The organism is Flavobacterium tagetis (genome assembly GCF_016735615.1).
GTDB lineage: Bacteria > Bacteroidota > Bacteroidia > Flavobacteriales > Flavobacteriaceae > Flavobacterium > Flavobacterium tagetis.
The window spans coordinates 1063678-1078413 of record NZ_JAERSF010000002.1 but is presented as its reverse complement, the minus strand read 5'-3'; the positions used below and the strand labels follow the sequence as shown (position 1 = coordinate 1078413).

The window sequence follows — 14736 nt, the reverse complement described above, 5'->3', positions numbered from 1 at the left end:
CAACACAACTAAACCACACAATGACTAAAAATAAACTAAAGAATCCAACAATCATTGTTATTTTTGGAGGAACTGGAGATTTGGCAAAGAGAAAGCTATTCCCCGCTTTTCAAAATCTGTATCTTGACGGACGTATGTCTGAACAGTTTCAGATTATTGCTCTTGGAAGAGCTGAAAAAACCAATGACGATTTTCGCGCTTATGTAGCAGAAAATCTAAATCTGTTCTCAAGAAGAAAAGGAGTTGATGATCCAGAAACAGAAAAATTTCTTTCGCACATCTCTTACCACAGCCTTGATATCGATAAAGAAGAATCGTACATTGGATTAAATGAAAAAATAAACAATTTTGATCTGGCTTTTGGAGAACGCGCTAATCGACTTTTCTATCTTTCGATTACGCCTTCTTTCATTTCAACGATTTCAAGCAATATCAAGAAAATCGGACTTGCTGCTAATGCGAAACAAGATCGCATTATTATCGAAAAACCTTTTGGTTACGATAAAGCTTCTGCAATCGAGTTGAATGAAATGCTTTCGCAGACTTTCAAAGAAGAGCAGATTTATAGAATTGACCACTATTTAGGAAAAGAAACGGTTCAGAATATCTTGGCTTTCCGTTTTGGAAATTCAATGTTTGAGCCTTTATGGAGCCGTAATTTCATTGATTTCGTGCAAATTACCGTAGCAGAAGAAGTCGGCGTTGAAGAACGCGGCGGATTCTACGAAGGTGTTGGTGCTTTGAAAGACATGATTCAGAACCACTTATTTCAGATTTTATGTATGACAGCTATGGAAGCGCCTGCTTCTTTAAATGCTGATGACATTCGTAATCGAAAAGCAGATGTTTTAAAGTCAATTCGTCGTATTAAACCAGAAGAAGTTGATCATTATATCGTAAGAGGTCAGTACGATGCTGGAGAAATAAAAGGAGTTCCTGTTCCGGGTTATCGTCAAGATAAAGGCATTGCACCAGATTCTAATACAGAAACTTATGTAGCAATGAAAATCTATTTGGACAACTGGAGATGGCAGGGAATTCCGTTCTACTTGCGTTCTGGAAAAAGAATGGAAGAAAAACAATCTTCAATCATTATTCAATTTAAACCAGTGCCGCATTCTTCATTCTCATACGGAAAAGAAGGCATGACACCAAACCGATTGATTATCAACATTCAACCTTCAATGGACATTAAACTGCAGTTTATGACCAAAAAACCAGGTTTATCCATGTCTTTAAGACCTGCAGAAATGGTTTTTGATTATTTTTCTTGTTCTACAATGTCGCCAGAAGCTTATGAAACCTTAATTGCAGATGCATTATTGGGAGATCCTACCCTATTTATGCGTTGGGATCAGGTGGAAGAAGCTTGGGATGCAATTGAAACGATTCAGCAAGTTTGGAAAACAACGCCTCCAAAGAATTTCCCAAATTACAAAGCAGGAAGCTGGGGGCCTGAAGAAGCTGATGAATTATTAGCACGTCAAGGCCACAAATGGATTCCGAATACACAAACAAAAGAAGAAGTTTTAAATGATACAGATTTATAATAACACAGAAGAAATTAATACTACAGCAGCAGATCTTTTTGTAGAATCGGCTCAGAAAGCAATTGCTGTAAAAGGCCAATTTACAGCTGTACTTACAGGAGGTTCTTCTCCTTCTGGGATTTACAAATTATTAGCTTCTGATGCTTACAAAAGCAAAATAGACTGGAGTAAAGTTTATATTTTTTGGGGTGATGAAAGATGGGTTCCGCTTAATGATGATTTGAGTAATGCAAAAATGTCTTACTCCACTTTATTGAGCCACGTTCCTATTCCTCAAGAAAACATTTTTGAAATGTATAAAGACGGTGTTAAACCTGAGGAATACGCAGCTGAATACGAAAAGTCTATCAGAAATATTTTAGGCGAAGAAGGTAAATTTGACTTGATTCTTTTAGGAATGGGCGATGACGGACATACAGCTTCTCTTTTCCCTGGTGAAGCGGTTCTAGAAGAGCAAACCAAATGGGTCGATGCTTATTATTTGGCTCCTCAAAAAATGTATCGCATCACGCTTACTGCTCCAATAATCAATAAGGCAGAAAAAATTGTAGTGGTAGCTTTTGGAGAAAAGAAAATCCATGCTTTGAAGGAAGTTACAACTGGCGAATACAATCCCACTTTATATCCAATGCAATTGATTAAGCCAGTTTCTGGCGAATTATTGTTTTTAGTGGATAAAGTTGCTGCGGGAACTAACTAATAAATTGTTTATTTCCATATAATTTAAGGTCTATGCTGAAAAGTGTAGACCTTATTTTTTTGATAATTTTTTTTCTCTCGCAGATCTTGCAGATTTGGCAGATATTATAATTAAAAAAATCTGCTGAATCTGCTAAATCTGCGGGAGAACTATATGCTCAAATAAATTCAAAATTTACAACAAAACACTGAAAAAACAAATATTTACAAAAAAACTTATTTCTTTTTTATTTAATTTTGCTTAATACTCTCCGTATCAAACCATTATACTATAAGCATCTTTTTTATTCTTCTCGAGCTTTTACACTGATTATATAATTTCAAATCATTTTGCGATGAAATATAATTACTTTCTAATTACTGTTTTTTTTCTTTTTATTTCCTGTAAAGAAAAAAACACAGAACCCAAATCAGTTAAAGTCAGCGCTTCGCAAGGATGTTATATTCCGAAAACGAACGATAAAGATTGGTACACCCAAAACAAAAAAGCGCCTAAGTTTAGAGGTCTTGATGGTGTAAATTTTAAAATTACAACCAACAATCCCGAAGCGCAAGAATACTTCGATCAAGGAATGATGTTGGCGTACGGATTCAATCACGCCGAAGCAGCAAGATCATTTTATGAAGCTTCGCGTTTAGATCCCAATTGTGCTATGGCATATTGGGGTTTTGCTTATGTTGTTGGTCCAAATTATAATGCGGGAATGGAAGAAGATAATTTTCAGCGTGCTTATGATGCGGCTCAAAAAGCTAAAAAACTTTCTGCCAAGTGTTCTCCTAAAGAAATCGCTATGATTGATGCATTATTAGTGCGTTATGCTAAAAATCCTCCTGCAGACAGAAAACCACTTGATATTGCTTATGCTGAAGCCATGAAAAAAGTATATGCTCAGTTTCCCTTAGATCCAGATATTGGCGCGCTTTACGCGGAATCTCAAATGAATCTACATCCGTGGGATTTGTATGAAAAAGGCACCGGAATACCTAAAAAATGGACTCCCGAAATACTAGCTGTTCTAAACGAATTAATTAAAAAAAATCCGAAGCATCCCGGCGCGCATCATTTTTTGGTTCATGCGGTAGAAGCTTCTGCACATCCAGAAAACGGACTAAAAAGTGCCAAATTACTAGAAACTCTAGTTCCAGGATCGGGACATTTGGTACATATGCCTTCTCATATTTACATTCGTACGGGAGATTATCACGAAGGCACGCTTTCTAATATTGAGGCTGTTCGAATTGATAGTTTGTATTCCACCGCCTGTAATGCACAAGGCGCTTATCCTCTAGCCTATTATCCGCACAATTATCATTTTTTGGTGGCTACAGCGGCTTTAGAAGGAAATTCAAAATTGGCTTGGGAATCGGCACAAATATTACAGCAGCATATGTCTCCCAAAATTATGCGTGAAGCTGGCTGGGGAACTTTACAGCATTATTATAGTATACCGTATTATATCGCCGTAAAATTCTCGATGTGGGATAAAATTATGGAGATTCCACAACCTGAAAAAGATCTAGTATATCCGAATGCCATTTGGCACTATGCGCAAGGAATGGCGTATCTCGGAAAAAATGATATTGCCAATGCCGAAAAACAGCTTGCTTCTCTGAACCAACTAGCCAAAGATAAAACCTTAAAAGAGGTTACTATTTGGAATATCAACACCACGTATGATCTTGTTCAGATTGCTGCCAACGTTCTTTCAGCAGGTGTTGAGGCCAAAAAGAATAATTTGGATAAAGCCGTTACTTTTTTAAATAAAGCAATAGCAATTGAAGATCAGTTAAATTACAACGAACCGCCTGATTGGTTTTTCTCCGTTAGACATTATTTAGGCACAGCTTTACTTAAAACTGGAAAATATGCCGAAGCTGAAAAGATCTACAAACAAGATTTACAAACACTCCCAAAAAACGGATTCGCTTTAATTGGACTTTATAATGCTCTATCGCTACAGAAAAAAGAAAAAGAGGCTTTAAAAATTAAAACCTCTTTTGATAATGCTTGGCAATATGCCGATTTTGAGATTAAGGATTCTTCTAGTATTTTTGAGTGATTTTAGTTTTTAAGATGTCATCGTAAAAAGTCGGAGACTTTTACTAGGTTTAGAAATTCTAAGACCAAAAAAATGCGCAAAGTCAGAGACATTTGCGCAGCTTTTTAATTTAAGGTTGAAACTCTTTGCAGAGCAAGGATCTTGTTCAGATTGCTAATAACGTTCTTTCAGCAGGTGTTGAAACAAAAAAGAACAATTTAGATAAAGCTATTGTTCTTTTAAATAAAGCAATAGAAATTGAAGTTCAATTAAATTACAACGAACCGCCAGACTGGTTTTTCTCTGTTAGACATTATCTCGGAACTGTTTTACTTAAAGCAGGAAAATATACCGAAGCAGAAAAAGTATACAAACAAGATTTACAAACGCTCCCAAAAAACGGCTTCGCCTTAATTGGACTTTACAACTCTTTAGTTGCTCAGAAAAAAGAAAAAGAGGCTTTACAAATTAAAAACTCTTTTGATGATGCTTGGCAATATGCCGATTTTGAGATTAAGGCCTCTTCTAGTATTGTGGAGTGATTTTAATCTTTTATTTGATATGTAATCACGAAAAATCATATTTACAATTTCTAAGACATAAAAATGCGCAAAGTCATAGACATTTGCGCAGCTTTTCAATTCAAGTCTGGAATTCTTTGCAGAGCTAGGTAATTTTTAGTTTTTATGATTTTTCATTTCCAAGGAAAAAAATGCGCAAAGTCAGAGACATTACGCACTTTTCCGTTTTAGAACTCTTTGCTAAGCTTTGTAAAATTATTCCTCAATATCACCATTAGATTTACTAAACGAATTTTGAACCATTAGAATAATGGTCACTGATTTCAAAGTTTAAACTTTTGCATTTAATCATAAAATCAGAATCCTTATTCTCAACAACGCCATAATTATAAATTAAAGGAAAAAAATCACAAGTTATTACATTACCATCTTTTTCTAGAAAGATTCCATTTAGTACTAAGTTTGATGAGTTCTCAATTTCTATAAATCTAAATGAAATTATATCACTAAATATCAACTTGACTATCTCATAATCTCCATCAATATTCTCAGCTCTTAAATAGACTTCGACAACACCTTCATCAAACCCTGCAACACTTAAATAACGTTTGTAAAAAATTTCAGAGATTACTGCATCGGGAAATCCCCTATATCTCTCTTTAATTAGTTCTATCATCACTTCTTTAATAAATTAATAATTTAAATACTTAAAAGGAACCAACATTGGCTCAATATGATTAATTGTAGTATGCCCACTACCAAGGATACCTGGAGTACTCATAAAATGTCCGTGACCAGCATTCCAACTTCCATGATTTTGGAGGTCAAGTTGAAAAATAACTTTTCCTTCTTCATTATAAAAATAATTTGAAACTGGTGTACCATCACTGCCTTGATATCTATATACTGAATTAGGAGTACTTATGTGGCCCGCTTTACTTGTACCTGTTTCCACTTTAAAATAAAGGTTTTCATCACTATTACCAAAGCCTTGAATTTTATTAAACTCAGGATTGTTTCTTAAATCAACATACCCTTTTTCTATATCAATATTATTCGATACGTTATTTGACGATGTTGGCGATGTTGAAGCTTTTGTAGAACTTGAAATCTTATAATCTCCTGTCTTAATTTCAGCTGTATTATCTACATCTGCTAAGCCTGCTGGCTGTGGTAATGTAACTGGCTGAACAGCAGCTCTAGGAGCGCTTCCAGTCCAGAAAGATTTTCCATTTGCTGATGCAATTGCTCCATTTAATATCCCTCCCGTCAATGCTGCAAAAGCTACTCCAACAATCATATCTTTCCCAGAAATCATAGGATCTCCAAATGCTGCATTATTTCCTAAACTTAAAAACGTTGAAGAATATAATGCTCCGACACCACCTCCAAACGCACCTGCAGCAAATCCCCCAGCTCCACCAGCAGCTCCACCAGCCATAGCAAAAGCAGCTCCGCCTGTCGCTGCTCCAAGAGCTCCTGCTCCAGCTCCAATTCCAAACGCTTTTAGCCCTTCCATATCCATTCTGAAGCCATGAACTCCCCAGTTCACTACTCCTCCAATTACCGCTCCTATCACAATATGAATCCACTCACCGCTAGGATCCGTGTATCTTAAAGGATTGTTCCAGCAATAGCCATAACGGTTATAATTCTGAGTATTGAAAGGATCCTGAACATAATTGTCAGGTTGCATGAAACGGTGCAGTTTTGGATCATACAAACGTCCATTCATGTGTATAATACCTACACTCTGCAAATGCTCATGCCCTGTATAGCCTCTATCCAAGATAGTTAGTCCTGCTAAAGAGTTCCCTACTCCATCCTGTACAGATACAATATTTCCCCAAGCATCAAAAAGCCTTTTCTCTACAACAGCACCAGATTGATCTGCAATAGCAACAATCGAACCCTGATAATCTCGCAACAAATATAAATAATTCTGAGATGTTCCATTGCTCTTTAATATAATTGGTGCGGTATAGCCATCACCTCCAATATATGTTATAATATCAACAGCTCCATTTGTTAGATTATGCTTAATCTCCATAGAACCATCTGCAGAATAGTATTTCGCATAATTCCTTGAGAATTTATTCTCTTGGAGACCTCCATAAAACATGGCGCTTCTTGAATTGCTATCATTATAATTAAAGCTGATTCTGTCAATACCCGCTTCCACAATTTCTACGGGGCTTTTAAAAACATTGTAGGTAACATCTAGAGTCTGCCTTCCAGAGTAATATGCCAAAGCATCCCCAGTAACATTTACAGATGTATTTTGATAGGGTTTATTAGTATTAGTATAATTATATAATCCGACACTATTCTGAAGTATCCTTCCTCTATCATCATATGTCTGACTTTCCTGATTTCCAAGCGAATTTGTAAATTCTGTTAAACGATCTAATGCATCATATTTGAAAGTTTCATTTCTGTTAAAAAGACTATTGGTTCTATTTTTCAAATTTGCTTTTATAGGATCAAATTCGGCACCTAGTTTTAGAATATTTATAGCAGTATTAGCCGCTAGATTATAATTAAACTCCTTAGCAAATCCATAAGTATCGTATGAATTTACTATCGAAACCGGTCCGCATACTGCTGTTAAAAGTTTTCCTCTTGCATCCAAAGTATTGGTTTGCCATAAGACAGTCGAAGTGGCATCATCCAAAATCTGCCAATGGGCTCCATTACTATAAGTGTTTTTTACTTTTCTTGTGCTTCCTTTTCCAGCTGCCTGTGCAGTAAACGTAGTACTACTGGCTCTTCCAAAGGCGTCGTATTCAAAGTCTTTTGTAAATAATGCATATTGTGTAGCTTCAACTGTTCTATTAATCCTTTTGTAAGAATCATAAAAATACTCATTTGTAATACTTCCACCATTTGCAAAATCTTGAAACTCGCTTTTAAGCAGCAGCTTCGAGCTTGAATCGTAAAGATACGTCGTCTTACTATTTGTAAGGTTTCCAGATATAGTCTTTTCTTTTACTTTTCCATAATCGTTCAGTGTATAGGTAGTCACTCCATTTGGTGTAGTTTCTTTTGTTGTTTCGCCAAAATCATTATATTCATAGCTATATATTCCTGCAGAAGAATCTACAAGCTTGGTTTTCCTTCCCCAACCATCCTGCGTTATCGTAGTTTTTACTCCTCCATAGTCGGACTCTTTTAAATTTCCATTAGCAAAATACGTATAACTAACTGTACCTCCAGGGCTATCTGTCATAGATATGACATTACCTGCAGCATTTCTAACAGATATTTTAGTTTTGGAATTTTCACTAACAGTAGTCGTTAATCCAGAATAAGTATAATCCACTTTTTTTCCAGTAAACGAAATCGTATTTTCTACTCTGCCATACACATCGTATTTGGTCTCGCTAAACTGGGAAGGGCTTCCTCCAAAATAAGGTTCACTTGTCTTATAATTTCGGCCTTCTATATCATAAGAATAATCTACCGATGAAAAATTACCGGTGACATCTTTAATTTTCACTTTAACTTTCCTGCCCAAACCATCAAAGGTCTCCTCAATGCTGCTGTTATCATCACCAGTATTTGTTACAATTGTTTTTTCAGCACTTCGAGTGTATACATAGTAATTACTCTTACCTAAATAATCTGTTGTCTGTTTTTTCTTAAACCAGCTATCATACAAATAAGAAGTTTTTAATCCATTCTGATTTGTCTCATTATCCAACACTCCAGAACTGGAATTATATACAAATGTCTTAGTTAATCCTTCAACATCAGTACTCTTTATTAAAAATCTACCAGAAGCATCATACTCATAACTTGTAATCCTAGCTGCCAAATTTGGTGTACTTATTGTTTTTCTTACAATATTACCATAACTGTCATAATCATTCTTTTCCTTTATAGGTGATGTTCCTTGTCCAGATTTCTCAACTGTTTCTAACAGTTGGCTACCGTTGTAAGAATAAACTTCATTACTAGTCATGCTATCCCCGTTTACAGAGACGCTTTGCGTTTTAGAACTTGGTCGCCCTACAATATATGGAGCTTGTATTGGAGCCTGATAAACCACATCAGATGTAGCAGTTTTGACAACGGAAGTCCCATCTTTATATAAAATTTTAGAACCTGTAACATTATTATAATCGTCATAAGCATTGATGGTTTCGGTGCTTGTCCCTTCTAAATTATTAAACTGATTAACAACCGTGTTCTGTATTTTAAAAACCTTATTGGCTAATAGATCACTTTCATATGTAAGCGTTGATTTTGTAATGTAATTGGAAGGGGCATTTGTTGAATTGTTTTCCTCTCCAACTATTTTTGCAGAAAATGTGCTTCCAGACTGAATTAAAGTATTGGGCTTCAAAATAATTCTCTGAGTAGCCACTAAATTATCCGAACTATTAACAGTATAATTCTGTTCTTTCGTAATTATTCTTGGTATTTGATTTGTTTTTGGAAATAATGGATCATGAAAACCAAGCACTTGATAATTTTCAATGTTTGCTCCACGCTGCGAAATATCAAACTTAGAGATATTAGAAATCATCTTAGAGTCATCTTCATACCAGTTAGTCCTCATTGCTGATCTAAAACCAAGAAAACCTAGTCCCTCTGCATTTGATACTGCTCCAGAATAAGTAAAAATCTGTTTTTTATATTGTCCCACACTTTGCTCTTCCAGTTTTGTCACTACTTTAAAATTTGGAGCGGCAACAATATCAATATTTGGAAAATTCTCAATAAATATATGTGGTGTATAAAATGGTTCGTATTGATCTTGTTGAAGTGGACTATACGATATTGTCCTCTTTACTCCGTTTCCATCGGTAATACTTTTTATAAGACCTTTTCTGCTAAAATCATCTTGTGAATCAAAAGCATATATCTGATTGTTGCTTATCAATCCTACCGATGCGTACTGATTGTTTGTTTTAGGCGACAAAAATACAGGAATTGGATAGCTCTTCACTGTATTTGAGTACGGTGTCTGAAAAGTAGGGACAGCAGAAGCTGTAAATGTTGAATTAATATTTTTAAAAACATTTATAATTGCTGCTCCAGCACCTTGTGCTTTAGCATAAACTGATCTTAATTGCACAATATCAGTTTTCCCGTCGGCGTTGGCATCTAAAGGAATAAGTGTACAGGTGTATATCGCTTGGCTGTCTTCACTATTCCCCATATTGCTAAACGCATAGGTCTGTGGGATTTTTTCAAAATCATTCCCCTTAGAGATATATTTAATATAATCAAATGAATAAAGCCCAAAACTTTTGGTTATAATGAAATCCATTTTTCCATCGCCATTATAATCGCCTGGCAAAATGGATTGGTTGATTTTAATATCAGTATCTGGCTTCTGCCACAGTAATTCAAGTTGATTATTATTATTTAAGCTGTAAACAGAGACTTTTCCATTTTGAAAATGAAGAATATCTGTTTTCCCGTCACCATTAACATCGAAAGTTTCTATCCTGCTGCTACCTGTAAGATAATAATCTTGCAGTGCTCCAGCATAATTAACAAAGTTTGTGGTTTTTCGTCGGTCAAGGTCAACAAAATATATTCCGCCTGTGCTGTTCTTTGACCATATATATCTTACCTCACCAGTATATGGGTCGTCTTGGCAATAGGATTCATCTACATCCATATCAAGAGCTACAACATCGGTTAAACCGTCTCCATTAAAATCCCCGCTGAAAAAAAACTTCTTCTGCCCTTGGCTGTAATAATCATAACAGGACTGGATATCTCTATTTGGAAATACTGCTTTTTTTATCTGTTCTGGTGCAATCCCATACGTGGAATTATAATATGTGGTAAAATTTACTGCATTAGGATCTGTATCAAACTGAGCAACAGTGATTCCCTGATAATGAAACATTTTGCCGTTGCTTGTCAAACCAGTTGAAGGGAAAATTGATTCGAAATAACCTAAAGACTGCTTCAGAGGAGTCTGCGACGAGTTCTCGCCTATATCAGAAAATAACCAAAACTCTTTTTTTGCATTTGTGCCAGTCGTCGGATATAACACAAAATCCATTCTTCCATCGCCATCAAAATCTCCTGACACAGTAGCTGAGTTTTGGGCACTAACATTGCCAAGAGGTATAGATGAAGTGCTCGGTTTAGGCAAAATAACCTCAGAACTTGGATCGTATTCAAATACAGTGGGATTATAGCTTTTGGATAGATCTCCGCTTTTCTCAGTAATTTTATATAGCAGATCATAACCTTCTGAAGTTGTAGTATAATCGAAAGAATAATTTCTAAAACCTACGCCATTACCAACTGTATTTATGCTCGCTAATTTTTTCGTCTTGACCAAACTTTTTCCACCTACATACCCCTGTTCATCTCTTGATGTAGAGTCATAATTAAATTTAATCTCATTAATCGGCGCTGTATTTGATAAAGAACCATATTTTACAGAAGTGACATTTAATATATTATTAGTTAATGAATAACTGTAGCTGATCCTAACCCCTTGTGCATTTTCCCAGTAAGTTATTGCCCAATCTGTAATTGAACGAGAATCGGTAGAGTTACCGTAGTAAGCTGTTGAACCATCAGGGTAATTAACTTTAAAATAAGCTGGTCCATAATTACTTCCGCTTGGATGCACTCCGTAAGAAGTTATTTTAACATTTGAAAAATTTTCCGTTTCATAAACCGCTCCATCTGCTCCATAAGCCCAGCCAGTTCCACTTTTTACAATTAATCGCTGGCCATTAAAAGTAAATCTATCTAGGTTATCAAAATCCACTGGATCAATAACTCCATCATGAAACTTTGTTGAGGCAACTCGACCTATTGTCGATATTCCACCTATATTCCAACCATATCCTACAGTTCCGTTTCCAGCCTGACTATTATACACAATATTAATTTGTGGAACAATTCCGTTTATTCCTGGTGGAACTGCAATTGGAACTGTATAATTTGCGGCTCCAGATAAGGAGACTGATAATTCTCCTGGCGTAATGCCGACTTCTGCTGACTGCGCTGACAGCGATAAATTAAAACTTATAAATATTAGAAAAAAGTATATATGCTTCATGTTGCTTATTGCTTGATGATTTTGATTGTTTTCTGATCTCCGTCCTTATAGCTAAGAACCACTAAATAAACACCTCTTGGATAATTTCCAAAAGAAATAATCTGGTTATCGGTGCTTTCTGTACGTGAAAAATTCTGCAAAACCTGACCTGATAGTCCGTAAACTGTAATGGAAGAAACCTTGTTGTCATTTATAAGCTCCCATTTTAAATAAAGCTGTTCCTTTACGGGATTAGGATAATAGGAAATAACATCTTCCTTTGCAAATTTAAGCAGGTCATCATCAGTAACTGCTGCCATTTCTTTAACCTCTTCTGTCGTTTTTCCTGTTGGATTGCAGCCTGAAATGCATAAACTTCTCAAAATCTGATTTCCGGCCGAATCATAGCTGAAAGTGATTTTCTGCTGGGCATTTGCAAAAGCGCAAAACCCTAATAATAAAAGCGTAATTATTCTTTTCATTGTTTATTTTCAAGTTTTTCTAATCGTTTATTTTGGTCTGATATAATAGTTTTTAATGTTTCTGTTTTTTTATCCTGTTCTATTATATAGAGTGTGAGCTCTTCTATTTTTTTCAGCAGATTCATATTCATTTCCGCTATCATTAATCCATTTTTTTCCAATTCTTTAGCTGAAGGGATTTCAGGCAAGTGGCTATTTTTCTTAATATATTGCTCTACTTCATTAAGCGATTTTAATTTATAATCATTGGCAAAAACGTAGTCCGGTACAACTCCTGCATTAACGGTAACTTTTACCTCCTGAGCATGAATATTTCCTGCAACGGTCAGTTTTGAGTCTGGATTCTGGGCTCCAATACCTACATTTCCATTTTCTATTAGCCGAATAAAAGCACTATTTGCTATTTTGCCAACAACATTTAACTCTGTAAAATCGCCAATTCCAGAGATCCAGCTGGTTTGAAGAATATTCTTATTTGCCCAACCTGCACCTCCAACCGATAGTTTTACCCCATGAAACTCTCCAACGGTCAATAGAGACGTTAATGCTGTGGAAGTAATTCCTAATGAACCGGAAATATTTTGATTTCCAATAAAATCATTGCTTGATCGGCTTGCTAGTTCAGTCCATGGATTCCATAAATTGTACTCATTGTTTCTAGTCCTAAAAGAGATGCGATTTCTTGCATAATCTGAACTAATTTGTGTATCATAATCGTTTGTAAACCCACCATAACTCATCAAGGAACCATTCCAAGGAGTTCCAGATGTGACATATGCGAAAGTGTAGCCTCCTCTAAAATTATCAGCGCTTCCTGGCGATGAAATGCTAGAAGTTGGATTTAAGCTTTGAGTATGTGCATTAAGCCAAACTAATGCAAACATTATAATAAATAGTTTTTTTTGCATTCTGCGATTTATTTGTTTTTTTGTTATAATTGCGATATTTTTCTAAATTAGAATTTGAGTTTTCATTTTTTTTATTCAATAGATAAATCTAGCCTTTAAATATTATATCTATAAATTGTTTCTAGAAGGCTTCATTTTAGGAATACAAAAATACTTAGGGAAAAAAGCAATGTAAAAAGTATGTGTCCACACTCTTAAAAATTTGAGATTAGTAATTAAAATGTCACGAAAATAATTTGGTGCCATTATAATTCCTTAGGGTTTACCATAAAGCATTAGCTTTTATTCAAATATTTATTTAAGATCTATTTTTCGAATAAGTTATTCGTAAATGAACAAAATGATTAAAACTAGCTAAATAAGTGCTTGACTATAAAAAAAAACTTCCAAAATTAAAAGGATTTTGTCTGAAACTACTTTGTTGTATTATCAAGAAAGTCAGTACTATTATTTTTTCATGATTATCGTGTTTCAATTTTTTTCATTCTTTCTTCTAAATTTCGTTGATTTCTTTGGAGCGATTCATTTTCTTTTTTCATTTCAATTATGTAAAGAGTCAATTCCTCAATCTTCTGTAAAAGCTTAGCATTCATTTCGCCAAGATCTATTCCATTTTTAAATACCTCTTCTTCACTTGGAATATTCTTTAAATGGCCTTTCTCAGTAATATGTTTTTCAACTTCTTCCAATGTTGGCAGATTATACTCTTTTTTAAATACAAAATCAGGCCAAGTCCAGCCTGTCATGTCAACTTTAACTTCTTTGGAATGGATTGTACCGTTGACATCCAATTCATTTGTAGGATTCAACATTCCTATGCCAACCTTGCCAGTACTACTAATACTAATTCTTTCAATACCGTTTGTTGAAAAACCTAAAAAACCGCCCCTCATTGAGGTTCCACGATAGAATGATATAAAACCATTTTCTTCCACATCACTATACTTCATTCCTAATCTAAAGGCTTCTACATTTATAGGTTGAGTTGTTAAGGATTTCGCGTATAGAGAAAAAGGAGCCTCACTACTATTTGCTAAAATGATTCCATAAGAATTATCTCCATTGTTAACATGCAGTCTAGCTTGAGGATCGGAAGTTCCAATTCCCACATTTCCGTCATTACCTCTCATGTACAGTATATCATCACGATGACCACCTCCTGTATGTGCTCCAAAACTTATATATCCTTTGGCTCCATCAAATCCCATAAACATCCTCGCGACACCTCCACTGTCCAACCATGTATTATAGATATTATCATTACTAATTTTAAGACTTCCGATATTCATAGGGTTCTGGCCAAAACTACTTTGCACTACTAATAAGGCCAATAATGTTATTTTTTTAATAATTATCATGTTTCAAATCTTTTTATACTTTCTTCTAAATTTCTATGATTATTTTAAGTATCCACTTATTTTATCAAACTTCACATTTAAATACTATTTTGACAATAAATAAAAACTCATTAAATGTAAGTTTTTATTTGCTAATAAAAACAAAAAATAATCGC

General features: G+C 35.0%; 9 protein-coding genes. 4 read left to right on the top strand and 5 right to left on the bottom strand.

Translation table 11 applies throughout. The features are described from left to right. Nucleotides 1-20: 20 nt before the first annotated feature. The 4 genes from zwf (at nt 21) to JI750_RS12045 (ending at nt 4830) form a co-directional block, all read left to right on the top strand. Nucleotides 21-1550 (top strand): glucose-6-phosphate dehydrogenase, encoded by a 1530-nt coding sequence (zwf, locus tag JI750_RS12060; RefSeq protein WP_202002013.1) that lies wholly within the window; start codon nt 21-23, stop codon nt 1548-1550. After that, the gene (gene pgl, locus JI750_RS12055; RefSeq protein ID WP_202002009.1) at nt 1534-2250 is read left to right on the top strand and encodes a 6-phosphogluconolactonase; all 717 of its coding nucleotides are present in this window, start codon (nt 1534-1536) and stop codon (nt 2248-2250) included. The genes zwf and pgl overlap by 17 nt, the downstream gene beginning before the upstream one ends. 334 nt (nt 2251-2584) lie before the next feature. Next, nucleotides 2585-4309 (top strand): tetratricopeptide repeat protein, encoded by a 1725-nt coding sequence (locus JI750_RS12050; protein WP_202002006.1) that lies wholly within the window; start codon nt 2585-2587, stop codon nt 4307-4309. A gap of 125 nt (nt 4310-4434) precedes the next feature. Continuing rightward, nucleotides 4435-4830: a tetratricopeptide repeat protein gene (locus tag JI750_RS12045; RefSeq protein WP_202002003.1), complete on the top strand. Its 396-nt coding sequence runs from the start codon at nt 4435-4437 to the stop codon at nt 4828-4830. Nucleotides 4831-5092: 262 nt separating this feature from the next. Here JI750_RS12045 and JI750_RS12040 read toward each other — a convergent pair whose 3' ends face one another. From JI750_RS12040 to JI750_RS12020, 5 genes are all read right to left on the bottom strand, one after another. Then, the gene (locus JI750_RS12040) at nt 5093-5485 is read right to left on the bottom strand and encodes a hypothetical protein (protein ID WP_202002000.1); all 393 of its coding nucleotides are present in this window, start codon (nt 5483-5485) and stop codon (nt 5093-5095) included. 15 nt (nt 5486-5500) lie between these two features. After that, nucleotides 5501-11854, bottom strand: a complete 6354-nt coding sequence (locus JI750_RS12035) for an FG-GAP-like repeat-containing protein (protein ID WP_202001997.1) — start codon at nt 11852-11854, stop codon at nt 5501-5503. A 5-nt stretch (nt 11855-11859) separates the two neighbouring features. After that, the gene (locus JI750_RS12030; RefSeq protein ID WP_202001994.1) at nt 11860-12315 is read right to left on the bottom strand and encodes a T9SS type A sorting domain-containing protein; all 456 of its coding nucleotides are present in this window, start codon (nt 12313-12315) and stop codon (nt 11860-11862) included. Further along, nucleotides 12312-13223, bottom strand: coding sequence for a tail fiber protein (locus tag JI750_RS12025; RefSeq protein ID WP_202001991.1), 912 nt, complete (start codon nt 13221-13223; stop codon nt 12312-12314). Before JI750_RS12025 ends, JI750_RS12030 begins: the two co-directional genes overlap by 4 nt. Nucleotides 13224-13684: 461 nt before the next feature. Next, nucleotides 13685-14581, bottom strand: coding sequence for a hypothetical protein (locus JI750_RS12020; RefSeq protein WP_202001988.1), 897 nt, complete (start codon nt 14579-14581; stop codon nt 13685-13687). Nucleotides 14582-14736: the final 155 nt, after the last annotated feature.

Coding starts and splice junctions, on each gene's coding strand:
- pgl (WP_202002009.1), top strand. CDS start 1,534: ATGATACAGATTTATAATAACACAGAAGAAATTAATACTACAGCAGCA.
- JI750_RS12020 (WP_202001988.1), bottom strand. CDS start 14,581: ATGATAATTATTAAAAAAATAACATTATTGGCCTTATTAGTAGTGCAA.
- JI750_RS12035 (WP_202001997.1), bottom strand. CDS start 11,854: ATGAAGCATATATACTTTTTTCTAATATTTATAAGTTTTAATTTATCG.
- zwf (WP_202002013.1), top strand. CDS start 21: ATGACTAAAAATAAACTAAAGAATCCAACAATCATTGTTATTTTTGGA.
- JI750_RS12030 (WP_202001994.1), bottom strand. CDS start 12,315: ATGAAAAGAATAATTACGCTTTTATTATTAGGGTTTTGCGCTTTTGCA.
- JI750_RS12040 (WP_202002000.1), bottom strand. CDS start 5,485: ATGATAGAACTAATTAAAGAGAGATATAGGGGATTTCCCGATGCAGTA.
- JI750_RS12025 (WP_202001991.1), bottom strand. CDS start 13,223: ATGCAAAAAAAACTATTTATTATAATGTTTGCATTAGTTTGGCTTAAT.
- JI750_RS12050 (WP_202002006.1), top strand. CDS start 2,585: ATGAAATATAATTACTTTCTAATTACTGTTTTTTTTCTTTTTATTTCC.